A 26238-nucleotide genomic window follows, 5' to 3' on the forward strand; every position below is an offset into this window, starting at 1 on the left:
GGCAGCGGCGGCCTGGCGGCGGGCCCGTCGCCATTGGGCGACATCAGCACCGGCGGCGGAGCCGACCCCGCCGCGACTTCCTGGGCGCCGGTGACCACCAGGTCGCCGAACGCCCTGCCCTGCAACGCCGCGCAGGCCTGGCCGAAGGCGGCGGGATCGGGCGCGGCGACGGCGCTGGCGAGAAGAGCGGCGACAAACATGCTTGAACCTCGATAGGGCGATCAAAAAACGAGGCGGAGCCGAAGCCCCGCCTCAGTCGGGGACACTTCAGAAGCGGGCGTCCAGGCTCAGGCCGACCAGCCGGAACGACTGCGGCGTCAGGATCTGGCCGTAGGAGCCGATCGAGCCGTCGGGGAAGTTGGCGTAGCGGACGGTCGGCTCGTGGCTGTCGGTCAGGTTCCGCACGAAGATCGCCGCGGTCCAGCCCCTGTCCGGATCGCGCAGCCCGATGCGGCCGCCGACGGTCCAGTGGGCGTCGAAGGTGACGTTCTCGTCGGTCGAGGCCGCGTAGCGCACAGCCGACTTGTAGACGGTGTCGGCGGCGACGAAGCCTTCGATCGTTCCGGCCACGGCATGGCGGTATTCGCCCGACAGGGTGAACTTCCACTTGGGCGCATTGGCCATCTGCTCGCCGCCCAGGTCGCTGCCGTCCTGCGCGGTGAAGCCCTTGGGATAGGTCACCGGGTTGTAGATCACGCCGGTGTTGAGAGAGAGGCCGTGAACGGGCTGGCCGAACAGGTTCACCTCGACGCCCTTGGAGATCACCTTGCCGATGTTCTGCGGCGCGCAGGTCAGGCCGCCGCTCTGGTTGGGCGTGCAGAGCTGGCCCTGGTAGTCCTTGAGGTTCATGTAGAAGGCGCTGACGTCGGCTAGCAGCCGGCCGTCCAGCAAGGCGCCCTTCAGTCCGGCCTCGTAGTTGGTCGGGATCTCCGGACGGATAAGCGTCGGCTGGTTGGTCGGGATGGTCGGATCGCCCACCGCCACCTGCGGACCCTTGTAGCCGCGCGACACGGTCGCATAGGCCATGGTGTCCTTGTCGAACTGGTATTGCGGCCCGAGCTTCCAGGACCAGTTGTCGATCGTCGTCTTGCGGCCGCCGCCCGTGCCGGAGTCGAGCGAGTAGTAGGCGACCTTCATGGTCTCGTGGGTGTAGCGCGCCCCGGCGATCAGCCGCAGCTTGTCGCCGACGTGATAGGTCGCCTGGCCGAAGGCGGCGGTCGAACGATCCTTGGTGTCGAGGTCGTAGCCGAGCAGGTTGCTGATCGGGATGATCACGCCCGGAAAGGGCGTGACGTTGATCGCCATGGCGGCCGGATCGGTGTGGTTGGTCTGGCTCGAATAGAACAGCCCGGCCGTATATTCGAACACCGCGCTGGAGGGCGAGGCGATCCGGATCTCCTGGGTGAACAGCTCGCCGTCGCCGGTGGTCGGCCCCTGACGGACCTTCAGCGGATTGACGTCCAGGCGGAAGATGTCGAGGAAGGCGGGACCGGCGTCGAGCTTCCGCAGGGCCGTGATCGAGGTCACGCTCGCCGCGCCCAGGTCGTAGTCCAGCTGCATCGAGCCGCCGTAGGACTTGTTCCTGTTGATCAGCTTGCTGGTCGAGCAGTAGTCGCGATTGGCCTGGCTGGCGACGATCCCGCACTGCGCCAGCTCGGCGGTCAGGGCGGTGTTGGCCTTGTAGAGTACGAAGAAGTCCGTGCCGTCGTCGTCGGTCTTGCTGTAGTCGCCGATCAGGTTGACGGTCAGCTTGTCGCTCGGCTCCCACAGCAGGCGGCCGCGCAGGGCGTAGGCGGCGTGATCGTCGAGGTCGCCGGTCAGGGTGTTGCGGTTGACGCCCTGGCGCTGGTTGACGCTGGCCGACACCCGCAGGGCCGCGGTCTCGGCGAGCGGAATGTTGAGCAGCCCCTGCACCACCTGCTGGCCGTATTTCGAGCCGGCCGTTCCGTCCTTGGACAGCTCGGTGCGCACCCGGCCGCTGAACTGGCCGAACACCGGCGCATTGGTGGCGATGTTGATCACCCCGGCCGAGGTCGTCAGGCCAAACAGCGTGCCCTGCGGACCTTTGAGCACTTCGACACGGGCGATGTCGAACAGGTCGGAGATGTTGACATTGCCCTGGCTGACCTGGTCGACGACGATGCCGACCGAGCCGACCGCGCCGGCCTGGAACGACTGGGTGCCGATGCCGCGGATCTGGCCGCCGCCCCCGACGCTCTGGCCGGGCGCCTGCTGCACCTCCAGCGACGGCGCGATCCGCGCCAGGTCCGAGACCTGGTTGACCTGCTGGCGCTCCAGCTGGGCCGAGCCGGCGACGGTGATCGACAGCGGCACTTCCTGCAGGCGCTCTTCGCGCTTCTGGGCGGTCACCACGATCTCGGTCACCACGGCGTCCTGATCGGCGGCCGGCGCCGCCTGGGCCTGGGCGGCCGTAGCGAGCGCCAGGACGCTGGTGGTGACCATGACGGCGGCCAGTCGGTTTCTATCGAACATAGCTTTCCCCCTTCTTCGGCCAGCCGTTCGGCGGAGCCTCGGCTGACGGCTGCGTTTCCATCCCGGCGCGAGTGGTCCCGCGCGTTCTTATTTTCACACTGTATGCCAATGATACCATCAAGCATTCATTGAATCGACGAACACTACATATTCAAATAATTGATGCCAAATTTGGACATGTTTATTCAAATTCAGAATCGACAAGTGAATAAAATCGATTCTAATTATTGAATGAGATTCGATTTTATTGACTTTAATTAATCGATGCGGGCGACCTCCGTCGCTTAGACGTCATGAAACGGGAGGCGCGCGCAGGCGCGTGACAGGCAAGATGAACCAGACGCTCGCGCGGACTCTGGCCGCGACCTTGGTCGCCACCACCCTGCTGACCGGCGCCGCCCAGGCCCAGCCGCCGGCGGCGCGCCCGCCCGGCATGCCGGCCCCGACGCCCAATGACAGGCTGGTTTCCCCCGAGGTCGCCGCCGACCGGCGCGTGACCTTCCGCCTCTACGCGCCGCAGGCCCGCGCCGTCGCCGTGACCGGCGAGTTCCTGACCTGGGGCGGGCCGCCGCTGGCCTTGACCAAGGGGGCCGACGGGGTCTGGACGGGAACCAGCGACGCGCTTCCGTCCGGCGCCTATCGCTACGCCTTCCTGATGGACGGGGTGCAGGTGGTCGATCCGCGCAATCCGGCCACCTCGGCCTCGCTGACCCAGGCCAAGAGCCTGCTGGTCGTTTCGGACGACGATTTCGCCGCCGACCGGCCGGGCGCGCCGCACGGCGCGATCGCCCGGGTGCGCTACGCCTCGCCGCCCCTGGGCGTCGAGCGCCAGATGCAGGTCTACACCCCGCCCGGCTACGGCCGCGACGGCAAGACCTATCCGGTGCTCTACCTGCTGCACGGCGGCGGCGACGCCGACGATTCCTGGCCCACGGTCGGGCGAGCCGGCTTCATCCTCGACAACCTGATCGCCGAGAAGAAGGCCCCGCCGATGATCGTCGTCATGCCGGCTGGCGCCGTGAAGCCGCCCGGCCAGCCGATGACCTGGGACGCCGGCCAGGATCCGTTCACGGCCGACCTGCTGGGCGCGGTCATGCCCTATGTCGAGGCCAACTACCGGGTCTCCAAGGCGCCAGGACAGACGGCGCTGGCCGGCCTGTCGATGGGCGGCATCCAGACCCTCAACATCGGCCTGACCCATACCGAGCGGTTCAGCTGGATCGGGGTGTTCAGCTCCGGCTGGTTCCCCGGCGACCTGAAGGCGTTCGAGGACCACAACGGCGCCGACCTGGGCGCGAAGGCCGCCAGGCTGAAGCTGTTCTACTATTCCAACGGCGAGACCGACATCGCCCTGCCCCAGGCCAGGAAGGCGTTCGAGATGTTCGATCGCCACTGGGTGCGGGTGGAGACCCATGAATTCCCGGGCGGCCACGAATGGTCGGTCTGGCGGGCCAGCCTGCGCGACTTCGCGCAGAAGCTCTTCCGCTAGGTCCGGGAGGAAGACCAGGCAAGGATGCTCAGCGCCCTGAACATCCTTGCCTTCTTTCGATGAGTGTTCGGCCCCGCTCATGACTTGGGCCTCAGGCGAACGCCCGCCGCAGGGCCGAGATCTTGGCGGCCGCGAACTGCTGGGCGACCGAGGTCGCCGGCGCGATGCCGTCGAAGCCGTGGAAGGCGCCGGGCACGACCAGAAGCTCGGTCGCCACGCCGGCGTCGATCAGGCGCCTGGCGTAGTCCACGTCCTCGTCGACGAAGAGATCGATCGAGCCGACGCCGATGAAGGTGGGCGGCAGGCCGGCGAGACTGGCGGTTCGCGCGGGCACGGCCTTGGCCGGAACCTTGGCGCCGCCAGGCGCCTGACCAAGGAAAGACCGCCAGCCGAAGGCGTTGGCCTTGGCGTCCCAGCCGATCTTGCCGATCGCCCCCGGCGGCAGGCGCGTGCTGCCGGTGGCGTCGTCGAGCATGGGATAGATCAGCATCTGGAAGGCCAGCGGGATCTCGCCCCGGTCACGGGCGGCGATGGCCAGCAGGGCCGCGTGGCCGCCGCCCGCGCTCTCGCCCATCACCGCGATCCTGGCCGGATCGATCCCGACCTCGGCGGCGTGGTCGCGAAGCCAGCGCAGGCCGGCGTAGTTGTCCTCGACCGAGGCGGCGTAGGTCGCCTCCGGCGCCAGCCGGTACTCGACCGTGACGATCCCGTAGTCGAGCGCCGCGGCGAGATCCTGCAGCTGGCGGACGCTGGATTCGGCGCCGCCGCCGACGAAGCCGCCGCCATGCATGTGGAGGATCCCCGGCCGCGCGGCGCCAGGCTTGGCGTTGACGACGAAGATCGTCACGTCCGGCGCCCCCGGAGGGCCTTTGATCGCCAGCTTGCGGACAGGCGGCGTGGCGGCCACCGGCGCGCCGAAGCCCGACACGAACTTGCGCCAGGGGATCAGGGTCTCCTTGGCCGGCGGCGGGAACTTGGCGCTCATGGCCTGGATCTGGCGCGCGGCGGGCCGCAGCTCCGGATTGACGTAGGCCAGGAGATCCTCGGCCTCGCCGGCGACCGCCGTCTTACCCGCCACAGCGGCCATGGCGGCGCTCGCGCCGAGGAGCCCCAGTCGCCGCCTGCTCAGACCCTGCATGTCAGTGACCGCGCTTGGCCTGCAAGGCGGCCAGATCCTTGTCGATCTTGGCCAGTTTCTCGGGCGTCAGGGTGGGTTCGAACTGGGCGATGTCGCGCAGCTTCATGCCGTAGCCCATGGTCAGCTGCGGATTGGCCACCACCTCGGGGATGTTGGCGGTCAGCACGGCCTTGGCGTCGGGATCCTTGATCAGGTCGCCGACCAGGCTGTCGACGCTGAGCTTGGCCGCCGGCGCGGCGGCGGGCGCCGGAGTTTGGGCCTGGGCCAGGCTCGCGCCTACGCCACCGAGGGCGAGCGTCAGGCCAAGCAGGAAGGCGGTCGCGGATTTGGACATTGGGTGTCTCCGATGTGTGAAATGTCGCGGGGCTCGCGCAGCATTGACGGCGCCGGCGATGACGGGGTCCTGCGGCGACGCCCCCTTGCGCGCCGCCGCAGCCGTAGCGCCGCCCGGATCGCGCCCGGATGGATCGCCCGGCGCGGGGCCGCTTCCCCCCGTCGGCGCCCGACGGCTCTTCGCCGCTCGCGGCGCCTGCACAAGGCGGTCCATACGCTGACTTCCCCCCGGCGCCGTGGCGCGGCGCTGCGTTCGCGGCGGGGACGAAGCCCGCCGCTTGGGGACGATCTAAGTTGGAGAGGGCGCCCTTAAATAGCGCTCACAATTGCCCAGCGCCCAACGGACCGGGCCGCAGCCTCACGCCCGCATCAGGCGCCTGGGGCCAGGAATGAAGATCGCCCTGGCCCGCTCATGGCCCGCGCTCGCCAGCATCGCGTCGCGCTCGGCGACGCCGCGGACGATCGTCCAGCCGGCCTCGCGGATTCCGCCCGTCAGGGCGGGGTCCGACGCCGGCGGCGCGGCGGCCTGGGTGCGAACGGTGAAGCCCGCGAAGCAGACGGCCAGCAGGTGCAGCGGGCCGTTGTCGGCGATCTCGTAGAGCCGCCGCTGCAAGGCGAACCAGGCCTGCGCCCTGACCGGTTCGGGAGCGGCCTCGACCAGGCCCCAGAGCCGGCCCAGGTCGTCCATCTGCGCGTTCGAGCGGGTCCGCGCCGCCTGCTCGGTGGCCCAGGCGTTGAGGTGGAAGCAGACCTCCGCCTCGGGCATGGCGGCGTGGGCGGCCAGATAGCCGTGCACGGTAGTGATGATCGACGCCGGATCGGGCTGGCGCAGGCGCACGCCGCCCCCCCGCCCCTTGACGCTTTGCGCCACGCCCGCGTCCTCGAGCAGGCGCACCGCCTCGACCATCACGCCCGGACTGACGCCGTATCGCTCCGACAGGGTCCAGACCGTGCCAAGGGGCTCGCCGTCGCGGCAGGCTTCCGGCCGGATCTCCGCGCCGATGCGCGCTGCGACCCTGGCGGCGAGGTTCTGGCCGACGGTCGCGCCGGGGAAGCTGGGCGTGCTGCCGGCCACGACAGACAGGTCCAGGCCACGGCGGATCCTGACGCTCTCGCGGGCCAGGTCGAAGGCGCGGTCGGCGTCGCCGGCCCGCATCGCTGCATTCAGCGCGCGGCTCAGCTCCTTCGGCGCGCCGGACATGCCGCCGCCGAAGCGTTCGAGGCAGGCCAGGGCCAGGCCGAGAAAGGGCGGGGCCGCAGCCTCGCCTTGATCCGACGCCTGCGCCGCCGCGGCCAGGGCCAGGGGCTCGATCAGCGCCCGCGCCGCCCAGACCTCGTCGTCGCGAACGCCGGTCCACAGCAGATGATTGGCCATGGCCGCGGCGATGGCCGCCTGATCCGGCGCCAGGACGATCAGCCCGCCGGAAGGCCCGCGCCGAGGCCGGCAGGACCCCCTCGCCTCCAGGATCCGCAACGCCTGCCGAAGCACCCGGACGGAGACGTCGAAATTGTCGGCGAGCGCCGTTTCCGGACCGCAGACCCGGCCGACCGGCCAGCCGGCCCGATCCAGGGCGTCCTCGATGGCCATGGCCACCTGCGGGGCCAGGCGCGGGTCCTCGGCGCCGGTCAGCGCGCCGTATTGGGCCAGGATTTCGGGCGTGGCGCGGAATGGGGCCGGGACGAGATCGAACGCCAAGGTCGGCACGCCCGTCGCCATATGTCGCCTCTCCCCGTAACCCTCGCGCCTTCAGGCGTCGTTGCGGATACTAGGTCGCTGCGGCGCGCAGGTTGTCAATCGCGGGGCAAAGCCTGGGCCGTCCGCGCTTTCGCTTCCTAGGGCTGGAGCATGATGCGGCCCGCGCGCCATACGCCATCGGCGTCTCGCCGGGTGACAGCCGTCGCCTGCATTCCGGGCTGAGCGAACGGACGATCGTGGACCTCATAGGCGACGGGCTGGATCGACGCCGGCACCTCGATCCGGCGAGCGCCGCCAGGATAGGTCACGTCCAGCTCCAAACCCGTATCGACCTTGCGGACGACCGTCACCGTCCCGTGGGTGATGGAGGTCGCCGGCTGCGGCATGGCGTGCGTGCCCAGTTCAGGCCGATAGCCGGGCTCGAACAGGCGCAGCTCCGTCGCCCGGCCCGCGTCGGGTCCGATGTCAGTGTTGATGGTGGCGACGAAATCGCCGGCCTTGATCGTATCCGGCGCCACCTTGCGCGCGGTGACCACCGTCCACCCGGGGGTCATCGCCACCACGACGTCCTTGCCTTCCTTGTCCCGCAAGGTGACGTCGGCGTCCGAATAGCTCACCAGAGCCCCGGCGCGGCCGATCGGATGCTCGACGGGCTGTGCATGCCCCGCTGTCGAGACAAGCAGGGAAACGACAGCCAGCGAGAATGCTTTCAGCATTGAAGACCTCCGGATCATGGACGGGTGGACGGGCCCGCCGGACACCCGCGCATCAGGCGCTGGATGTTGCCGTGGGCCACGGCGGCTTCGACCTCCGGGGCGAGCGGCGCGAAGGCCGTGCGGGCGGCGGCCAGCAGTTCGGACATGCGCCCGTGGCGCTGGCTTTCGGTGATGTCCATGGCGAACAGGAAGCGGCCGGGAAAGCGCTCGATCACGGCCCGCCATTCGGGCTCGAGCGCGCCGTCCGGCGTCAGGATCGAGAGCGCCAGATTAGGATTGTCGGCGCGCGTCGGATCGAGCCGGATCGAAAGGTCGGCGTAGAGATTGGGGTGCGCCGCCATCAGCCGTCCGATCAGATCGGCGTCCGCGCCCCATCCGGCGTGCGCGAGGATCAGCGGCATGGCGGGATAGGCCGCCGCCATGGCCTCGACGGCGGCGATCGTCTCGGGCGTCTCGAGGCTGACATGCGCCGACACCGGAACACCGCGCGCGGCGGCCAGGGCGTAGATCGCCCGCCGCTCCGGCGCGGTGATCGAGGCCGCATCGCTGGGATAGGGGTTGGGGGCGAACCGCGTCGGCAGCTCGCCGAACCCGCAGATCGCCCCCTGCCCTTGTAACCGCCCAAGGACGGTCGCCGTGTCGGGGCCAAGGCGCAGGCCGGCGGCCTGGGCGGTGCGCGCCACGCTGGCCGACGGGATCACATAGCCGCGATTGCGGGTCGCGCCGCCCTCCAGCGCCTCGATGTCGGGATACATGATCACCACGCCCGCCAGACCGGCCTTTCGGAACAGCGCGATCTCCTCGTCCGGCGAGATCACCGTCAGCAGGTGCGAGTGGGCGTCGATGTAGGGGACCTGGTCCCGTGGCGCGGCGATGGCTCCGCTCGCCACGAGCAGCACCGCCGCCGACAGAGCCCGCGCGGCCAGGCGCATGGTCGTGCTCACCACGCGGCCTGGGTCGCGTAGAAGCGGCGCCAGAAGTCGAGCTTGGCGGCGCTCGCCGCGACGGGCGTCGCGCCCCACTGGTCGCCGAGCACCATCACCGAGCCGGCCTTGGCGTCGAACGGCGCCCAGGTCGGCAGCCCCTCCCCGTTCGGATCGCCGGTCTTGATGATGTTGGCCCAGTAGGACGACATCCGCTCGGCGATGGCCCGGTCCTCGGCCGTCCAGGGGCGGTCGTTGGCGTCGAGATTGCCGAGGACGTAGTTGATCTCCGAGCCGTGATAGGCGCCGCGCAGGTCGTGGCCGGCGCCGGGCGGCGCATGGGTCCACCAGTAGGTGAAGATCGGCCGCGAGGTCCCCTTGGCGCGCTCGGCCGCCCACAGATAGGTCGAGACGCGGTTGTTGTCGTAGGCGGCGGCGTTGCTGGCCAGGGCCGCTTCGTCGTCGGTGGACGCGGGGTAGAGCCGAAGGAACGCATCGGCCATCGCCCCGTACTTGGCCCGTGCGGCCTGGACGTAGGCCGCCAGGGTGACGTTGACCTGCGGCGTCCCGGCTCGCGGCGGCCCCGACCGGGCGCGCAAGGCCGCAAAAGCGGTGACCGGAACCGCGCCGGTCTCGTCGCGATTGTTGCCGGTCACCACGACCACGTCGTTGAACGCGCCCTTGGCCAAGGCCGCCCCGTAGGTGGAGGGGATCACCCAGCCGTCGAGCACGGGCCGGAACAGCGGCGGCTTGCCCGTCGAGCCGGTCTCGACGGCGACCTCGACCGCGTCGCTGCCCTCGATCAGGTCGCGCCAGGGCATGGCGCGAAGGGCCTCCACGGTGGTCGCGCCGTGGGCCTGGGCGTAGGCCTGCCCCGCCTGCTCGGCCGCGGGACGGGTGCGATAGGACACCGACAGGAAGCGCAGGTCCGGGTCGCGGGGATAGCGCGAATGGCTCTGGGCGATGGCCCGCTTGAAGAGCCCCTTGGCCAGGGGCGACATGCTGAGGAAACCGACCGATCCGGCGCCCGCCGATTGGCCGGCGATGGTCACCTGGTCGGGATCGCCGCCGAAGGCGGCGATGTTGCGCCTGACCCACTTGAGCAGCGCGATGTCGTCGAGCAGGCCGTAATTGCCCGAGGCGCCATGCTCGGCCTCGGCGCTGAGCGCGGGCGTGGCCAGGAAGCCCAGCGCGCCCAGCCGATAGTTGAAGGTGACGACGACGACGCCCTTGCGGGCCAGCCCCTCGCCATCGAACTCCGGGCTGGCGCCCGTGCCCGTGAGGAAGCCGCCGCCATAGATCCACACCAGCACCGGCCGCTTCTCGCCGGCCGCTGCGGCGGTCCAGACATTGGCGGTCAGGCAGTCCTCGTCCATCGGACCGGCCGGCGGCGGCCCGCCGCCTTGCGGCTGGGGACAGAGCGCGCCGAAGCGGTCGGCCTGGCGGACGCCCTCCCAGGCCGCCGGCGCGGCCGGCGGACGAAAACGAAGCGGTCCCACAGGCGCGGCGGCATAGGGCACGCCCTTGTAGACGGTGATCGCCGGATCGCGGCCAGCAGCGCCGGCCAGCAGGCCGGTCTCGATCCGCAGGGGCGAGCGCGCGGTTTCCTCACCGGCCCCAGGCGGGCGGGCCGACATCGCGGTCAGGGCGCCGCTGGCCAGCACGTGGCCTCGCATGGCCTCGGTCAGCGCCTCGAAGCTCAGGTTCGGATCGGCCGGCAGCATCCGGTCCAGGGCGAACACCTGGAAGGGATAGGCGACCTTGGCCGCGCCGTGGGTGTGGGGGCCGACATAGGGCTGGTTCGCGCCATGGACGTTGACGCCGTAGATCGCGCCCGACGGCGGATCCGTCAGGCCGGGGGCCAGGCTCGTCGCGCCGGCGGGGATGTTGAACAGGGTCAGATGGATGGAGGTGGCCTTGCCGCCCTGCCCTTGCAGGACCACGACATAGGACCGCGTGCCGGCAGGCCCCGCCGACCAGGTCAGCCCCGGAAAGCGGTTGGCGCCGTACTGGGTGTTGTCGATCGGCAGGTCGCCGCCATCGGCGAAGGCCGGCGAAGAAACGATCAGGCGCGCGCCCGTCGGCGCCGGAACAGCCGCCGTCAGCAGGGTCGGCGCGTGACCGGTCGAGGGCGCGGGCGCTGTCTGCGCCCCGGCCGCCACCGGGGCCAGAAGCAGGAGCGCCATAAGGGCCGCGGCGCAGCGGAAGCCGTGCATCATGTCGTTCTCACACTATTCGGCCGTCCCCCCGAGAGGAGTGAGGCCGAAAAGAACCGAGGCGGCGGCGTGGAGAAGAAGGCCGCCGCCTCGGCGCAGGATCCCTGGGGATGAAGGAACACCCAGGGGGGACGCTAGAACTTCATCCGCGCGCCGACCGTGACGTAGCGGCCGGTCGGGTCATCGCCGATGGCGAAGCCGCCGAACTGCCCCGGGATGGTGGCCGCGCCGAAGAAGGCGGTGGCCGGCGGGGTGGCGTTGAACAGGTTCTGGACGTTGAGGAAATATTCGGCGTCGCCGAACGCGTCCTTGGGTCGGAACAGCAGGTTGACGTTGGTCGTGGCGAAGGCGTCGACGTTGTTATCGGTCCAGACCTGGGTGGGATCGGCGCTGTGCTTCAGCTCGCTGCGCCACCGTTCCATGACGTCGATGGTCAGGGTGTCGGTGATGGCGTAGCGCAGGAAGCCGGTCAGGCGCAGCTTGGGGCTGGCCTGCAGGCCGTTGGTGCCGAAGGCGCTGCCGGCGGCGTCGATCGTCACCAGGGCGGGCGTGCGGTAGTAGATGTGCGGCTGGTAGCTGGCCAGGCCCCGCAGCGACAGCGAGCGACCGAAGAGTTCGGTCCCGTAATTGGCCTCGAAATCGACGCCGTTGCTCTCGATCTCGGCGATGTTGATCACCGTCGAGATCCACTGGGTGACCAGGTTGGCCGCCGTGGTGTTGGTGTAGCCCAGCGGGCGAACCTGCAGGGCGCAGTAGGGCGAGGACCCGCCGCTGTCGTAGCAGGCCTTCTGGATGGTCGGGTTGAAGCCCTGGATGTTGGTGATCGCGTCGCTGATGCGGATCCAATAGGCGTCCAGCGCGAAGCTGAGGCGCGGCAGGGCCTGCCAGACGACGCCGACCGTGCTGGTGTGGCCGATCTCGGCCTTCAGGTCGGGATTGCCGGCCGAGAGACCCGGCACCGGCGAGGTGCCGGCGGTCAGGCCCGGGGTCAGGCCGGTCAGTTCGTCCTTGTTGGTCAGGACGTTGACCGAGGCCGGGGCGTAGAGGTCGTCGAGGGTGGGCGCGCGGATGTCGCGCGAGCGCGTGGCCCGCACCCGCAGGTCGTCGCTCAGGTGCCAGTCCAGACCCAGCTTCCAGGTCCAGTAGTTCCCGCTGCTGGCGTAGCTGGTGAAGCGGGCCGCGCCGTTGAGGTTCAGCGACTTGGCCAGGACGACGCCGTCGAGCAGCGGCACGTCGATCTCGGCGGCCGCCTCCTTGACCTCGTCGCTGACCGGCGAGCGGGCGGCGAAGGTGTTCTGGTAGAGCACCGTCGAGCTGGTGCAGTTGTAGCGCAGGCCCGCGCAGTTGGCCCGGTCGGTGGGCAGGGCGTCGCTGGACGACTGGTATTCCAGCCGCCGCCACTCGGCCGACAGGGCCATGTTCACCGGCCCCGCCCAGGTCGAGAACGGCGCGCCGCCGATCTCGGCCGAGAAGGCGTCCAGGCCCGTATCGGCGACCATGTGCGTGCTGCCCATGATGTAGTCCATCGCCGCCTGGCTGGCCGAGGTGGGACCGAAGACGTTCAGCGGCGCGCAGTTGGCGTAGGCGCTGTTGGTCAGCGAGGCGTAGCAGACCGGCTGGCCAGTCGTGGGGCTGATGACCGCGTCGAGCGCGGCGGCCAGGCGCTGGTTGTTGGGGTTGTTGTTGAGCGTCGTCTTCAGGCGCGCGCCGCCGTGGGTGTAGTTCAGGCCCCAGCTGTAGTCGCCGAGCTTGCCGTCCAGCCCGATATTGACCGTCGTCTGGCGCTCCTCGGCGACCGGGTTCAGCCGCGGCGCCTGGGCGAACATGCGGTTGAAGGTGAAGGTCGACTGGCCGGCGTTCGCCAGCTGGGTCTGGTAGGCCGAGGCCAGATAGGCGTTGGCGCTGCTCATGGTCACGTTGCTGAGCAGCGGCGGGGTCAGATACTGTTCGTTGCGCTTGTCGTTGAAGCTGACGGCCGCATAGGCGTGAACCTCGTCGGTCAGGTCGTAGTCGAAGCGGGCATAGGCCTGGTGGCTGCGCAGCGGCGCCTTCAGCGAAGAGTCATAGTAGCCCCCCGCCCCGCCGACCTGGCAGCAGCTGGAGCCGTTGATCGCGGTTCCGTTGACGAAGGGGCTGAGCACCCCGTCGGCGGCGAAATACTGGTTGGCCAGGACGCCGTTGGTGATCTTGCCGCCGAACGGGAAGTTCAGCAGTCGCACGTCGCTGTAGAGCTGGTAGGGCGCCGCCGTCGTGCCGGCGCCGCTGATGCTCTGCTGGCGGAACCAGGGACGGTCCGAGCGGCGCAGCACGCCCTCGTCGTTGCGGTACTCGTAGCTGCCTTCGAAGTGACCGCGGCCGTCGAGGATCTTGCGGCCGTAGGCGACGCCGAAGCTCTGCTGCTCGTCGTCGCCGTACTTGGAGACGCCCGCCTGGGCGGCCAGCTTCAGGCCGTTGAACTTGGTGTCGGTGACGAAGTTGACGACGCCGGTCACCGCGTCCGAGCCATAGACGGCCGAGACGCCGCCGGTGACCGTGTCGACCCGCTGCAGCAGCATCTGCGGGATCATGTCGACGTCGACGATGCCATTGACCGAGGTCGGCGGCACGCGGTGGCCGTCGAGCAGGATCAGGTTGCGCACCGAGCCCAGGTTGCGAAGGTTCAGCTGGTTGGCGGCCGCGTTGCCGCCCGCCCCCCCGCCGACGCCGGCGTTGGGGTTGCCGTACTGATTGCGCGGGCTGGAGAAGACCGGCAGCTGGTTCAGGCCGTCGGCGATGGTGGTCGGCTGGACGCGCTGGATGTCCTCGGCCGGAACGACGGTGATCGGGGTCGGGCTGTTGTTGCCGTTGCGGATCACGCGCGAACCGGTGACCACCACCTCGGTGACGGCCGAAGCCTCCTCAATCGTGGATCCGGCGGCCTGGGCGGGTTCGGCCGCCCGGTCGGGCTGGGGGCCGGCGGCGCTCCCGGCCTCGCGCAGGATGATCGTCGAGCCGTTGTCGCTGGCGATCTCCAGGTTGGCGCCGGCCAGCAGGGCCTTGAGGGCGGCGCGGGCGTCCTGACGCCCCTTCACGGCCGGGGTCGAGATCCCCTTCAGGCGGCCGGCCGGCGCGACGATCTGAAGACCGGCCTGGCGGGCGAAGATGGGAATGGCGTTGGCCGCGGGACCGGCCGGAACGTCGAAGGTGCGGTCCTGAGCCATGGCGCTGGTCGCGCAAAGCAGAACCGCCAAGGACGCGCCGCAGAACATGCGTGAAGTGGTGGTCATCGTTTCCCCCTGCGTGGGCTATCGCCCGTTGTTTTGGGAAAAGATGCGCCGAGAGCGGATTTCCCCCTCCCCTGCCGCAATATTTTTTCAGATCCGCAATACTAGCGAAGGATGTGGACGCCGTCCGCCGTGCTCACCGTGCGCGCGCCGAGCGACACCGCGACGTCGCGGGCGAAGCCGCCTGGGTCGCTCGAAGCATAGAGGCCGGTCAGGGTTTCGGCCGCCAGGGTCGGATCATCGACGATGATGCGCGTCGAGGAATACCGCGCGAACTCGTCGGCCGCCTGAGCCAGGGTCTCGCCGTTGAAGGACAGCAGGCCGTCCTGCCAGCTGAGCCGGCGGGAGACCTCGTCGGCGTCCAGCCTGACGGGGTGCGGCGCCTCCCGGCCGCCAAGATCGCCGTCGGGCACGACGGCGGCCGTGTTGGCGGCGACCAGGCGTGGCGCGGCGGCGCCCTTGCAGGTCATCTCGACATGTCCGCCCTGGACGAGGACGCGGACGGGTCCCTGCTCGTCCTTGCGCACCACGAAGCTGCCCGACTGCCCGGCGAGGCTCACCTCGCCGGCCCGGACCAGGAAGGGCCGCTGCGGATCCGGCGCGACATTGAACAGGGCCTCGCCCGACAGCAGCTGAACGTCGCGGCTCCTGGACGTGTAGCGCACCTTGACCAGCGAGGCGGTGTTGAGGGTCACGTTCGAGCCATCGGGAAGCGGCACGCGCCGCACCTCGCCCTTGGACGACTTCAGGACCAGAGGCGCGCTCCAGGACCGGGCGCCGACCAGGACGACGCCGGCGAACCCGGCCGCCAGCCCGCCGCCGATCAGGCGCCGACGCAGCATGGCCGACCCGCGCAGGCTGTAGGCGGCCTCGAGCGTGGGATAGGCGGAGTCCAGACGGGCCATGACGGCGTTGGCGCGCGCGAAGGCGCCCTGGCGGCGGACATCACCGTCCAGCCAGGCGTCGAGCGCCCCGCGCTCGTCGTCGGTCAAAGGGCCACGATCGAGGCGCGCCACCCAGGCGGCGGCGGCCTCGTCGATTTCCTGGCTAGTGTCTCGTCTGGTCACGCCTGAACCGGGAGCGGATGGTCTCCATGATAGATGCGCGAGAACCGATTTTCCCGCCACGGCTGTAAAGATTTATCAGCAGGGCGGCCGCGCGGGCCACGTGCTTCTCCACCGCCTTCTCCGTCAGCCCTAGCCGCGCGGCGACTTCCTTCTGCGAAAGCCCCTCGACCTTGCGCATGCGAAAGGCCTCGCGGCGCTTGCTCGGGAAGGTCTCCAGCGCCTCGTTGATCAGGCGCAGCTCCTCTCGGCCGGCGACCTGGCGCTCGGGCGAGAGTTCGTCGGTAAGGCTCGGAATATCCAGGCTTTCCATCGCGCCGATCGGAATGACCTTGGCCCGCCGGGCCTGGCGCAGGATCAGCGACTGGGCGGTCTGGAAGAAATAGGCCTTCGGGTGATCGATGTGGGCCACCGACTTCAGCCCGGAGATCTTGGCGTAGCTCTCCTGGATCAGATCGTCGATGTCGGCCGGCGGCTGGCGACGCTTGAGCAGCCATCGGCGCAGCGCCGGTTCGTGGGGCAGGATGTTGCGCGACAGCCAGAGCGCGCGCTCCGGGTCGAAATAGGCGCGGGCTTCGGGCGCCAGGTCTTCTGCGGGCCTCTTCACGGGCGCCGTCCTCCCAAGTCGTTGGGGCCGACGCCGAGACGGCGGCCCGACGACGCGGCGCGAGGCCGCATCGTGACCGCCAGCATGACCAAAGCCAGGCCGCGGCGATCATTCAATCGACGACGGCGTGCATTGATTCCGGCGCGGTCGCGAAGCGGCTTCCAGGCGTCAGGCGCGCGACTGGAGGGGCGGAAAGGTCATGCGGCTCAGGACCTTGTCGCGATCGATGAAGTGGTGCTTCAGCGCCGCGCCGATGTGCAGCACCAGCAGGGCGGCCATGGTGAAGCCCAGCACCTTGTGGCCGGCCATCGCCGCGCCGGCGAAGGCCTTGCCCTGCATGACCGGCAGGAACGGCGCCTCCCAGCCCAGCACGTTGATCGCATGGCGCTTGGGCGCGGCCGAGCTGACCCACCAGCCCAGGAACGGGATCAGCACCATCATGAAGTAGAAGGCCGTGTGCACGATCCCGGCGACGGGACGCTCCCAGGCCGCCTTGCCCGCGAGCATCGGCGGCGGCGGGCGATAGAGCCGCCAGGCCAGCCGGGCCAGGCTGAGCAGCAGCACGCTGAAACCGATCGACTTGTGCAGATTGAGCACGACGCGGTGCGCCCCGCCCTCGGAATTGGCCGAGACGACCGCCAGGATCAGATTGACCAGGATGAGCGCGGCCATCACCCAATGCAGGAACACGGCCACCCGCGAATAGCGTTCGAAGGAAACTTGCTCGTTCACGTCCCGACCTCCCAAAGCATGATCTTTTCAGAATGGTAACACGATGAGCGAGTGATGATTTGTGGCGCGTGCAAAACCTATCACTGGATTCGCATTTCTATTTACCGATAGCGCAGCCTGTACTTTCGAACAAAGAAAGCCCGGCGCACGGCGCCGGGCGAAGTCGGGAGGTAGAACAGGACGTCAGCGGCTCGACCGCCTCTAGGCTTTCCTCTGCCTGAACAGCCAGTCGCGAGCCGCCTGGATGTGGAAGAACTTGCGCGCCGACGCCATGTGGTCGACGCCCTCGAAGGTCAGGAAGGTGATGTCGCCGCCCTTGCCCAGATAGCCGTCGATCTGCGAGGTCAGCGCCTGCTGCTTCTCGACCGGGAAGATCAGGGCCGGATCCAGGCGTTCGGCCGGCCGGGTCACCTTGCCGCCCGCGTGCTCCCAGATCGGAACGCACTGCTCGTTCCAGGGCGTGGCCTTGCTGTCCTCCGTGCCCGTGATGATCAGCAGCTTCTGCTTGGCCAAGGTCGCGACGTCGGCGGGCCGCTGCTGGCCGGCGATGATCAGGCCCGCCGCGAAGGTCTGGGGGTGCTTGGCCATCAGCCACAGCGAGGTCATGGCCCCCATGGACCAGCCTGTGCAATAGACCCGCTTGGGATCGATCTTCAGCACCTTGTCCCTGCGGTCGTCGAGGTTGGGATTGCCGAAGTTCCAGGTGTTGCTCAGCAGCGACTGCACCAGCCTGTAGGTGTTCTCGACGTCGGCCGTATGCTCCCAGTAGTCGTTCATCGTCGTGCGCTCGTAGCGCGGCGTGATGACCACGCATTCGTTCCGCGCCTGCTCCTCGGGCAGGCTCCAGATGCTGGCGATGCATTGCTCTGTCAGGGTCTGGGCGCAGGTTCCGTCATAGCTGGTTCCCGAGTGGGTGACGGCCAGGACCAGCGGATAGGCCTTGTTCTCACCGCCCTTCTCCAGGAACGACTTGGGCAGGTAGATGCTGTATTCCAGCCAGGCCGAGCGCGTGTCGTCCCACCACCAGTGGTTCTGCTCCCAGGCGTCGACGCCGCGAATGACGACGCTGTTGCCCCGAGCCCCGGCGTTGCTCCAGACGGTCTTGCTGGCCGGATAGACGGCGCCGGCCGCCGTCCTGACATCCTTGTCCTGCGTCAGGGCCGCCTTGTCGCTGTCGCCCGTCGGAAGGCTGAGGTCCGGGTCGCGCGCGAACTCCACGATGACATACGGGCCGGCCACGCTGGCGCGATCGGAACGCAGGGCGGGCGCGGCGTTGGTGTAGACGGCCACGGGGCTTCGCGCCGCGGCCTGCGCCGTCGTGGCGTTCTTGTCGACCGACTGGGGCATGCCCGCGAAGAAGCCCTTGGCCGCCGGAAAGACCGCGGCGCCGTAGGTGTCCAGGGCCAGACTCGCGGGATCGATCGCCACGTCGTACTCGACCGCGATCCCGTAGACCTTCTGACCGCCGCCAGTGACCTCGCAGAGCGCCTGAATGGCCTGCAGGCCTGGGCCCGCGCTCTTGCGCTTGCCGGGACCGCTCGCCGCCGAGGTCGCCGCCGTGAAGCCGTCGGCCTGAGCCCGGCTCTTGCGCACGCCCAGCCCGCCGGCCGATGCCAGGGCCGCGCCCATCGATACCAAATTGCGCCGCGACAGGCCTTTCATGCGTCCCATTCCTCAAACCCTTCTCATTCTCGATCCTCGCGCCGGCCGGCAGGAGGACGCTGGTGGGCTCCCGGACCAGCGGGAGATCCCGTGATCACTTGCTGGACTGGCTCGCATCGAGCTGCCGCAACCGGCCGACGACCTCGGTCGCGAGCGTTTCGGCCGAGCCGCGCGCGAAGGACGAGTTCATGGCCTCGTAGGTGATTTTGTCATAGGCGGCCGCGTCGGGCATGTACTTGGCCGCGCCGTTGACCATGGTCGTCACCAGCGTGTCGGCGAACGGCGACCGGGACCGGATCTGCCGCCCCGTCTCGCTGGAAAGCTCGACCTGGACCCCGGCGATGGCCACTGGGCCCAGGCGCAGGACGGTGAACGGCGCGGTCGCGGGGCCCGCTGGCGTGAAGGCGTAGGTTTTGCTGGGCTTGAGGTCCGCCAGCGCCTTGGGCCGCGCCTGGGCGGTGAGATCGACCGCCCCGCCGGCGACATCGACAAGCGCCACGTCGGTGGGCGGCGCCATGCGCTCGCTGGTGCGCACCACGTCCTGGGCCAGGCGCTCGCCCAGAAGATCGACCAGCAGATAGCCGCGCTCGCCGATGTCGATGGTCTCGAGCCGGCCGTCCTTGTCGGGAACCGCGCGGACAGCCTTGAGGATCGGGGCCTGATCGCCGGCCGCGCCGATCAGGAAGAAGCCGACCGTCCCCTCCCCGTACAGCGCCTCGACGCGCCGCATGGCCGCCCCGGCCAGGTCGCTGGTGACGGCCTTGCCGCCGCCGGAGACGATCGCCTGGTCCATGACCGACGGCTGCACGGCGTAGTTGGCCAGCAGCGCGATGGGATGGCGGGCCTCGTCCTCGATCCGCACCACGGAAAGGGTCTTGTCGGACGCGCCGGCGCTGTCGACGCCCAGCCAGAACCCCTCCGGCGTGTGCTGGTCGCGGTTGATGTTGATGTCGCTGACGCCCCGGCCCGCGCCCAGCCTCGCGGGCCTCAGGTGATTGGCCGCCAGGGCCGCCTGCTTCAAGGCGTCCTCGACGGCGGCCTTGAACAGGGCGTTCTTGCGCTGCTCGGCCTCGGACTCCAGCCCGGGGAACGGCCGACCTGCGGGCATGATGTGCGGCGCCGAGAAGGTGTGGCTGGCGACGATCAGGACGTTGGCCGGCGCCACGCCGGTCGCATCGGCCACCACGCCCTGCATCGCCGCGACCTCGTCGGCGAAGATCGAGGTCAGGTCGATCACGGCCAATGCGGCGCGGCGGCCGCCGGCCTCGACCACCAGCACCCGGGCCTCCAGCGGGTCGCGCTGCGCCGAGAAGCCCTGCATCGGCAACAGGTCCGCCCCCAGCACGATCTCGGCCTTGCCGGCGCCGGCCCGCAGTTGCGCCATCGCCGGCGACGCGACGGCGGCGATCGCCAGCGTCAGCGCCATCATGGCCATCCCGGTCTTCGCACCCATCTGTCGTCTCCGTTCAGCGCCTCAATGTGTCGCCCGGCCGTGGGACGGCCGGGCGAGGTCGATCACCAGCGAGTGCTCAGCGTCAGGCCGAAGGTCCGCGGATCACCGATCGTGGTCACCGGCAGGGTCGACTGCTTGACGGCGTAGTTGCTGATGTTGCGCACATAGGCGCTGAGGCTCCACGGGCCGTCGGCCGGGGTGTAGCTGGCGTTCAGCCCGCCCTGCGTATAGGCCGGCTGCCAGCCGTACTTGGAGGCGTCCTGCACGGGGTGCACCCAATAGCCGCCGCTGTAGAAGACCTCGCCGCCCACGGCCAGCGAAGCGCCCGAGGGGAACTCGAAGCTGTGGCGGTAGGTCAGGGTCCCGGCGAAGTTCGGCGAGTGCGGCTGCACCGCGCCTGCCACGTCGAAGAACAGCAGGGCGTCGGTTCCCTGGTCGTTGTAGCCGATCCAGCAGCCGGCCGTGGTCGGCGCCCCGACGGTCGCGCAGGCCCCCTGGCTCTTGTCGAACTTGGCCTTCAGCCAGGTGGCGTTCAGGCCCACGGTGTCGACCCGCGTCAGGTTGAACCGGACCTGGGTCTCGAAGCCAATGGCATGAGCGTCGAGGTTGAAGGTCGGCACGGTGCAGGACGGCCGCGCGTCGTTGGGCGTGCAGGCCGAACCGCCGGTCGACGGCACGAAGCCGTGGTAGGTGTCGATGTTCTGATAGCCGTCCTGCTTGTAGTAGAAGAGGTCGGCGTTCACCTGCAGGCGGTTGTCGAGGAAGCGGTTCTTCGACCCCAGCTCGAAGGCCGTATTGACCTCGCTCTCATAGGTGTAGGGCTTGGACGTGGTGGTGTCGTAGCCGGTCAGGCCGCCGGGACGGTAGCCGGTCGAAACGGTCAGATAGGCCATCGAAGTCGGCGACACGTCGAACTCGCCGCCCAGCCGATAATCGAAATGATGCAGGTCGCGGGAATAGTTGGTGGCGATCCCGGCCGGCTTCAGCTCACGGGTGTCATAGCTCTGGCGGCCGCCGACGATGACGCGCAGGCGTTCGCTCACTGGATAGGTCAGCTCGCCGAACAGGGCGTTGGTGGTGGTGGCCGCGATGGTGCCGCCGACGATGCCCGAGGGCACGTTGCCCGAGGTGTTGTTGTAGGTCCCGCGCCGATAGTCGAAGTGGTAGTAGCCCAGATTCCACAGGATCTCGGCCCCCGGCGCGTTGTGCAGGCGAGCCTCGGTCGAGAACTGATGGAACGGCGCGAACTGGTAGTACTGGTAGCAGGTGTGGTCGCCGCCCGTGATCCAGGGCGGACCGCCGGCGTAGCAGTCTGTCTCCTTGCCGGTCACCTTGGTGTAGGACGAGGTGACGTCGAACACGCCCCAGTCGGAGATCCGGTAGTCCAGATTGGCCGTCAGGGTCTGCTGCTTGATGTCGGCCTTGTTGTCCGACGAGGTGGTGTTCGTCGAGCTGTCGCCCATGTCCCAGGGGTTGGAGGCGTCATTGATGCTGTCGCCGCTGTATGGCGCGACCTTGGACATCACATAGGGCTCGACGCCGGGACCGGTGCCGCCGATGTGGTCGTACTGGTAGGCGAGCTTCAGGGTCAGGTCGTCGGTGGGCTGCGCCAGAAACTTCAGGCGCACCGACTGGCCCACGGCGTTGGCGCCGATCGGCTTGAGATAGGCGTCGCGATGAATGGCGGCCGCCGAGATCCGCAGGGCGGCCTTGTCGCCGAGCGCCAGGTTCTGGGCCGCCTCGCCGCGCACCAGGCCGTAGTTGCCGACGCTCAGAGACGCCGCGCCCGAGGCGTCGTTCAGGATCGGGTCCTTGGTGATGACATTGACCACGCCGCCGTCGGCGTTAGGTCCGTAGCGGGTGCTCTGCGGACCCGGCAGCACCTCGACGCGATCGACGTCGAAGAAGCCGACGATCGAAGACTGCGACAGGATGCTGTAGACCCCGTCGAACTCGAGCGCGACCGAGCCCTGGGTGGTGCCCGACGGCATGTCGCCGCCCTGCCCCCGGATGTCGATCGAGAAGCCGCCGGGCTGGGCCGTGACCTGCACGCTGGGGGTGGAGGCAAAGACCTGCGAGACGTTGCTCGCCGCCTGCCGGCGCAGTTCGTCGCCGCCAACCACCTGCACGGCGGCCGAGACCTTCTGCATGTTCTGGGTCTGGCGCGCGGCGGTGACGATCACCTCGGCCAGCTCGGCCCCGCCTTCGACCGCGTCGCCGGTGGCGGACGTCTGCTGGATCGGGGCGGCGGCAGGCCGGGCGGCTTCGCGCAGGATGATCACCGAGCCGTTGTCGGCGGCGATCTCGAGATTGGTCGCGGCCAGGAAGGTCTTCAGCGCCGCGCGGGCGTCCTGGCGGCCCTTCACCGCCGGGGTCGAGACACCCTTCAGGCGGCCGGCGGGGGCGATGATCTGAACGCCCGCCTGACGCGCGAACAGCGGAATGGCGTCGGACGCCGGTCCGGCCGGCACGTCGAACGTCCGCTCCTGCGCCGCCGCGCCGGTCGCCGCGAGCATGACAGCCAGCGAGACCCCACAGAAAATGTTCGGATAGCGCTTCATCGTTTCCCCTCGTTCTTGGGCGCTTGCCCGTTTGTTTGAGGGTTAGATGCGTCAGGCGGCGCGTTCCCCCCGAACGCCGCCCGGAAATTTTCCGAAACCTGGGATCGCCGCATCACAAGGGGTTGGCGGCGGACGGATCACGCCTCCCCTTCCGTCACCTTCGGCGACCATTTGGGGCGCAGCAGCACGACCGACGTCGTGGCCCCCAGCACCAGGAACACCACGATCACCAGCATCGGCAGCTGATAGCCGCCGCTGACGTGGAGGAGCCAGCCGGAGATGGCCGCCGCCGCGCCGCCGGACAGTCCCGCGGCGACGTGCTGGACGCCGACGATCATCCCGATGGCCGGCCGCGGAATGAGCGTGACCTTGGTGAGGGCGAGGTTGTTGGCGCTGGCGAGGCCAAGACACGACAGCGAGAAGATGTTCCAGAACAGGGCCGCGCCCAGGCTGTGGGCGTAGGCGCCGAACAAAACCGTCGTCGCACCGATGAAGCCGGCGACGATGAACACCTTGCGCGTCACCACCGGGTCTCCGCCCCGGTCGATGATGCGGTCGGCCGCCCAGCCCGCGACGACGGCGACGATCGCGATGCCGGCGAAGCTGAAGAAGGTGTAGAGCCCCGAATTGGTCAGCGACAAACCGCGCTGCTCGACCAGGTAGGACGGCATCCAGGTCATGCAGAAGAAGACGAAATAGCTGTAGCAGAAGTTGACGATGATCCCGCCCCAGACCACCGGCGAGGTGATGATGCGCCCGAACGGCACCGAGGCGGCCCGCCGCCGGGCCTCGGCGCGCTGGTCCTTGCGCGGGAAGTCGTTCTGCACACGCATCATCCAGGGGACGAGCCACAACAGGCCGCACGCCCCGGTGATGACGAACATCAGCCGCCAGTCCGAAGCCGTGATCAGCCAGGCGCCCATCGGCGCGCCGATGGCCGTTCCGACCTTGTTGCCGAACGAGAACACGCCCAGCGCCGCACCGGTGTGGCGCTCGGGCACGTTGTGGCGGATCCAGCGGTAGCTGGCCGGCATCACGACCCCCTCGGCCGCCCCGACCAGCGAGCGCATGATCACGATGCCCATCAGGGCCGGCATGGCCCCGGTCGCCGCCGTGGCCAGACACCAGAGCGCGAAGCAGATGGCGTAGGGGATCTTCGCGCCATAGCGATCAACCACCCAGCCCAGGGGCATCAGGGCGGCCGCATAGGCCCAGAAGAACGCCGCCCCGACCCAGCCGCGCCCGACGGACGTCATGCCGAAGTGGTGGACGAAGTCCTTGTTGGCCAACGCGGCGGAAATGCTGGAGCGGTCGGCATAGGCGATCAGCACGCCGACCGAGAGCAGCAGCAGTATGCCCCAGTGCTTGGCGCGCGACGGCGCCTTTTCGGTCGGCGCGCTCAGGGAAACGGCCTTGGTCATCAGCGTTCGCCTTCGCGTGTGTCGATCAGCATCATCGCGCCGCCCGTATGCGAGATCGGGGCGTGATAGATGCTGGTGACGATGTCGCCGCCCGCGGCCGCGCCGCGCATGGCCAGCCAGGTCATCAGCTCCAGCCCCTGGGCGCCGGCCAGATCGACGATCTCGTCATTGGTGAATTGGGTCAGGGCTTGCGGGTCGTGCTCGATCTTCTCGAGGGTCAGTCGATCGAAGTCCTGGTTGATCTTGCCGCTGACGCCGAGCTCGTGGCTCAGCCCGCCGCTGCCGACCAGAAGGACCCTGCGATCGCCGGGGAAGGAGCGAATGGCCCGACCGATCGCCTGCCCCAGCTTGTAGCAGCGGGCGGGCGTCGGCAGCGGCGGCAGGACGCCGTTGATCATGATCGGGATCGTGGCGACGGGGATGTCGCCATGCCCCGCGCCGTCGGCCGGAAAAAGCAGGTCCAGGGCGGTGATGCCGGCGTGATCGAAGATCATCTCCTGGCAGGTGGCGACATCGAACTCGTCGGCCATCAGCGACCCGACGATGTGCCAGGCGAGTTCCGCGTCGCCGCGGAAGGTCCTCGGCTCGGGCGGGCCCCATCCCTCGTCGGCGTTGCGATAGTCGTGCGCCACCCCGATCGCGAAGGTCGGCATGTTGTCGAGGAAGAAGTTGAGGCCATGATCGTTGTAGAAGACGATCACGACGTCGGGCCTGGCCTCGTCCAGCCACGCATGGACCCTGCCGAAGCTGGCGAAGAACGGCGCGAACGGCACCTCGGCCTGCTTGTTGGCCGCGATCGCCCGGCCGATCATGGGCACGTGGCTGGTGCCCAATCCTCCGACGACGACGCCCATCAGCGGGCTCCCTGCGGCTTGGGAACCCTGTCGAGCTTGGCGAGGAAGTACATGTTCCCTCCCGCTGCGAACAACCGCTTCTTGTCCCGCGACCGCACCGCCGCGACTTCCTCGTCGTTGAGGCCGAACCGCGCGCAGTAGCCGTCCGGATCGGCGGTGAAGGCGGCGCGGCTTTCCGCCGAATTGAGCGTGAAGCACATGCGATTGAGCGCGTAGCCCTTCAGCGCGGCCTGGGGGTGGAACTTGCCGGGTTGGACATCTGTCATGGTCGATCTCGATCTGTTTGAAGGTCGCTCCGGGGTCGTCATCCGCCGCTGGCCCTGGAGGCGTTGACCATCTTGAGCGCGCCGTCGACGAAGCCGCCCGCCGCGCAGCCGCGCTTGGCCATGCTCGCCGTCACCGGATAGCTGTTGGAGGGATAGTCCTCGTCGGGCACGACGTAGTGGACCGGGCCGTAGCCCAGCGACACGAGCATGGTGCTGGCGGGCCGGGGCGCGCCCTGCTTCACCCTGGCCCAGAGCGGCGGCATCACGTTCGCGTCGCTGTGGACGATCGTGAAGTCGCCGAGCTGGATGGTTCCGAACCGCAGCGGCACGGGCGCGATGTCGGTGTCGGTGAACACGCATCGGGGCAGCTTCGAGTCCGGCGCATCGGAGCAGGCGCCCGGATTGTTGAGCGGAAACGTCGACTTGCCCGGACACATCAGGACTTCGAGCGAGCCGGCGATCGTCAGCTTGTCCGAGGTCTTGATCCTGAGCGCGGTCGCCACGACCTCCTCGCCCAGCACGGTCGCCACCGCGCCCTTGACCGCGTTCGGCTCGGGCGGGGTCAGCCCCGCCCCCTTGCGCCCGGGGTTCATGGCGATCCCCATCGGCGCGCCGACCGTGTACATCGCCACGACCTTGTCGCCGAAGCGCTGCTCGACGTAGCGCTCGACCATGCCGACCATGTCGGCGCTGACCTTCGAGCGCTTGCCGCCGCCCAACCCCGGCACGCCGGGGCCCGGGCCGTTGCTGACCATCAGGGCGATGGGCTCGCCCTGCAGGGTTTCGACCTTGAACACGCCGATCGAAGCGTCCGTGCTCTGGGTCCGGCCGCTTTCGGCCGCCCCCTCGGCGCCTGGGCCGCCTTCATTGCGCCCGGCCAGCCTGAAAACGCCGTTGGCGTAGCCCGCCCGCGCCGGCCGGCGGTTGGCGATCGCCTGCTGCACCGACGCGACGATGGCGTCGGTGGTCATGCGGGTGATCTTCTCGGATCCCGGCAGGATGATGCCGACGGGATTGTTGTCCATCCGCACCGTGTCGTGGGTGTGGGTGACGGCCAGCAGGATGTTTTCCGGCGGCGCGCCGGAGACCTTGGCGATGCGCGCCATCGTGTCTTCGAAGATGTCGGGCGCGAACATCGGCAGGTCGCCGACCACCAGCACGGCGCGCCTGCCGCCCGAGTCCAGCACCACGGTCCGGACATGGAGCCGGCTCTCGATGGCTTCGAACGGCTTGGGCAGGTCTTCGACGGCGGGGGTGATGTCGATCCGCGCCGCCCCGGCCAGAAGCGCGCCGGTCGCGGGCGGGGCGGCCGTCGGCGGAGGGCTCGCCCCGGACTGGGCCGGCGCGATCG

At 69.2% G+C, this 26238-nt stretch carries 20 protein-coding genes; 1 reads left to right on the forward strand and 19 read right to left on the reverse strand.

The window, feature by feature from the left end:
* Together DMC18_RS08205 and DMC18_RS08210 are read right to left on the reverse strand one after the other, a co-directional pair.
* Positions 1-200 (reverse strand): hypothetical protein (locus DMC18_RS08205; RefSeq protein ID WP_146218011.1); only part of this gene is annotated, 200 nt, incomplete at its 3' end.
* Between the two features lie 67 nt (positions 201-267).
* A complete protein-coding gene (locus tag DMC18_RS08210; RefSeq protein ID WP_110132833.1) occupies positions 268-2493 on the reverse strand; it encodes a TonB-dependent receptor in 2226 nt (741 codons plus the stop codon).
* A 331-nt stretch (positions 2494-2824) separates the two neighbouring features.
* Here DMC18_RS08210 and DMC18_RS08215 point away from each other — a divergent pair, with 331 nt between their 5' ends.
* A complete protein-coding gene (locus DMC18_RS08215) occupies positions 2825-3982 on the forward strand; it encodes an esterase family protein (protein WP_110132834.1) in 1158 nt (385 codons plus the stop codon).
* 91 nt (positions 3983-4073) lie between these two features.
* On the opposite strand, the gene DMC18_RS08220 is transcribed toward DMC18_RS08215, so the two are convergent.
* The 17 genes from DMC18_RS08220 to DMC18_RS25945 form a co-directional block, all read right to left on the reverse strand.
* On the reverse strand, positions 4074-5069 hold the full coding sequence (locus DMC18_RS08220) for an alpha/beta hydrolase (RefSeq protein ID WP_233248098.1): 996 nt from the start codon (positions 5067-5069) through the stop codon (positions 4074-4076).
* Positions 5070-5121: 52 nt separating this feature from the next.
* On the reverse strand, positions 5122-5454 hold the full coding sequence (locus DMC18_RS08225; protein ID WP_233248101.1) for a hypothetical protein: 333 nt from the start codon (positions 5452-5454) through the stop codon (positions 5122-5124).
* A gap of 357 nt (positions 5455-5811) precedes the next feature.
* Entirely contained in the window at positions 5812-7170 is a 1359-nt protein-coding gene (locus DMC18_RS08230) for a GntR family transcriptional regulator (protein ID WP_110132836.1), read from the reverse strand.
* Positions 7171-7286: 116 nt separating this feature from the next.
* Positions 7287-7865 carry a hypothetical protein gene (locus tag DMC18_RS08235; RefSeq protein WP_146218012.1) on the reverse strand — a complete coding sequence of 193 codons (579 nt, stop codon included), beginning with the start codon at positions 7863-7865 and terminating at the stop codon, positions 7287-7289.
* Positions 7866-7879: 14 nt separating this feature from the next.
* Complete coding sequence (locus DMC18_RS08240; protein WP_146218013.1) at positions 7880-8809, reverse strand: amidohydrolase family protein; 930 nt, start codon at positions 8807-8809, stop codon at positions 7880-7882.
* Positions 8806-11007, reverse strand: a complete 2202-nt coding sequence (locus DMC18_RS08245; protein ID WP_199232553.1) for a carboxylesterase family protein — start codon at positions 11005-11007, stop codon at positions 8806-8808. The genes DMC18_RS08240 and DMC18_RS08245 overlap by 4 nt, the downstream gene beginning before the upstream one ends.
* 131 nt (positions 11008-11138) lie before the next feature.
* Positions 11139-14270, reverse strand: coding sequence for a TonB-dependent siderophore receptor (locus tag DMC18_RS08250; RefSeq protein ID WP_110132839.1), 3132 nt, complete (start codon positions 14268-14270; stop codon positions 11139-11141).
* A 101-nt stretch (positions 14271-14371) separates the two neighbouring features.
* Positions 14372-15334: a FecR domain-containing protein gene (locus DMC18_RS08255; protein ID WP_146218014.1), complete on the reverse strand. Its 963-nt coding sequence runs from the start codon at positions 15332-15334 to the stop codon at positions 14372-14374.
* Complete coding sequence (locus DMC18_RS08260; protein WP_110132841.1) at positions 15315-15938, reverse strand: RNA polymerase sigma factor; 624 nt, start codon at positions 15936-15938, stop codon at positions 15315-15317. Before DMC18_RS08260 ends, DMC18_RS08255 begins: the two co-directional genes overlap by 20 nt.
* Positions 15939-16106: 168 nt before the next feature.
* Positions 16107-16670: a cytochrome b gene (locus tag DMC18_RS08265; protein ID WP_110132842.1), complete on the reverse strand. Its 564-nt coding sequence runs from the start codon at positions 16668-16670 to the stop codon at positions 16107-16109.
* Positions 16671-16871: 201 nt separating this feature from the next.
* Positions 16872-18299 (reverse strand): prolyl oligopeptidase family serine peptidase, encoded by a 1428-nt coding sequence (locus DMC18_RS08270; RefSeq protein ID WP_199232554.1) that lies wholly within the window; start codon positions 18297-18299, stop codon positions 16872-16874.
* Positions 18300-18426: 127 nt separating this feature from the next.
* A complete protein-coding gene (locus DMC18_RS08275; protein ID WP_146218015.1) occupies positions 18427-19785 on the reverse strand; it encodes a hypothetical protein in 1359 nt (452 codons plus the stop codon).
* A gap of 62 nt (positions 19786-19847) precedes the next feature.
* Positions 19848-22346 carry a TonB-dependent receptor gene (locus DMC18_RS08280; protein WP_110132845.1) on the reverse strand — a complete coding sequence of 833 codons (2499 nt, stop codon included), beginning with the start codon at positions 22344-22346 and terminating at the stop codon, positions 19848-19850.
* A gap of 137 nt (positions 22347-22483) precedes the next feature.
* Positions 22484-23767: an MFS transporter gene (locus DMC18_RS08285; protein ID WP_110132846.1), complete on the reverse strand. Its 1284-nt coding sequence runs from the start codon at positions 23765-23767 to the stop codon at positions 22484-22486.
* Positions 23767-24621 carry a class III extradiol dioxygenase family protein gene (locus DMC18_RS08290; RefSeq protein WP_110132847.1) on the reverse strand — a complete coding sequence of 285 codons (855 nt, stop codon included), beginning with the start codon at positions 24619-24621 and terminating at the stop codon, positions 23767-23769. Before DMC18_RS08290 ends, DMC18_RS08285 begins: the two co-directional genes overlap by 1 nt.
* Positions 24621-24887 carry a hypothetical protein gene (locus DMC18_RS08295; RefSeq protein WP_110132848.1) on the reverse strand — a complete coding sequence of 89 codons (267 nt, stop codon included), beginning with the start codon at positions 24885-24887 and terminating at the stop codon, positions 24621-24623. The genes DMC18_RS08290 and DMC18_RS08295 overlap by 1 nt, the downstream gene beginning before the upstream one ends.
* A gap of 38 nt (positions 24888-24925) precedes the next feature.
* On the reverse strand, positions 24926-26238 hold a 1313-nt coding region (locus DMC18_RS25945; protein ID WP_158285881.1), incomplete at its 5' end, for a hypothetical protein.

Origin of the sequence: Caulobacter sp. D5, assembly GCF_003185805.1 — a bacterium.
Classification (GTDB): Bacteria; Pseudomonadota; Alphaproteobacteria; order Caulobacterales; family Caulobacteraceae; genus Caulobacter.

Coding starts and splice junctions, on each gene's coding strand:
- DMC18_RS08270 (WP_199232554.1), bottom strand. CDS start 18,299: ATGGGCGCGGCCCTGGCATCGGCCGGCGGGCTGGGCGTGCGCAAGAGC.
- DMC18_RS08275 (WP_146218015.1), bottom strand. CDS start 19,785: ATGGGTGCGAAGACCGGGATGGCCATGATGGCGCTGACGCTGGCGATC.
- DMC18_RS08230 (WP_110132836.1), bottom strand. CDS start 7,170: ATGGCGACGGGCGTGCCGACCTTGGCGTTCGATCTCGTCCCGGCCCCA.
- DMC18_RS08215 (WP_110132834.1), top strand. CDS start 2,825: ATGAACCAGACGCTCGCGCGGACTCTGGCCGCGACCTTGGTCGCCACC.
- DMC18_RS08290 (WP_110132847.1), bottom strand. CDS start 24,621: ATGGGCGTCGTCGTCGGAGGATTGGGCACCAGCCACGTGCCCATGATC.
- DMC18_RS08225 (WP_233248101.1), bottom strand. CDS start 5,454: ATGTCCAAATCCGCGACCGCCTTCCTGCTTGGCCTGACGCTCGCCCTC.
- DMC18_RS08285 (WP_110132846.1), bottom strand. CDS start 23,767: ATGACCAAGGCCGTTTCCCTGAGCGCGCCGACCGAAAAGGCGCCGTCG.
- DMC18_RS08235 (WP_146218012.1), bottom strand. CDS start 7,865: ATGCTGAAAGCATTCTCGCTGGCTGTCGTTTCCCTGCTTGTCTCGACA.
- DMC18_RS08210 (WP_110132833.1), bottom strand. CDS start 2,493: ATGTTCGATAGAAACCGACTGGCCGCCGTCATGGTCACCACCAGCGTC.
- DMC18_RS08280 (WP_110132845.1), bottom strand. CDS start 22,346: ATGAAGCGCTATCCGAACATTTTCTGTGGGGTCTCGCTGGCTGTCATG.
- DMC18_RS08250 (WP_110132839.1), bottom strand. CDS start 14,270: ATGACCACCACTTCACGCATGTTCTGCGGCGCGTCCTTGGCGGTTCTG.
- DMC18_RS08245 (WP_199232553.1), bottom strand. CDS start 11,007: ATGATGCACGGCTTCCGCTGCGCCGCGGCCCTTATGGCGCTCCTGCTT.
- DMC18_RS08295 (WP_110132848.1), bottom strand. CDS start 24,887: ATGACAGATGTCCAACCCGGCAAGTTCCACCCCCAGGCCGCGCTGAAG.
- DMC18_RS08220 (WP_233248098.1), bottom strand. CDS start 5,069: ATGGCCGCTGTGGCGGGTAAGACGGCGGTCGCCGGCGAGGCCGAGGAT.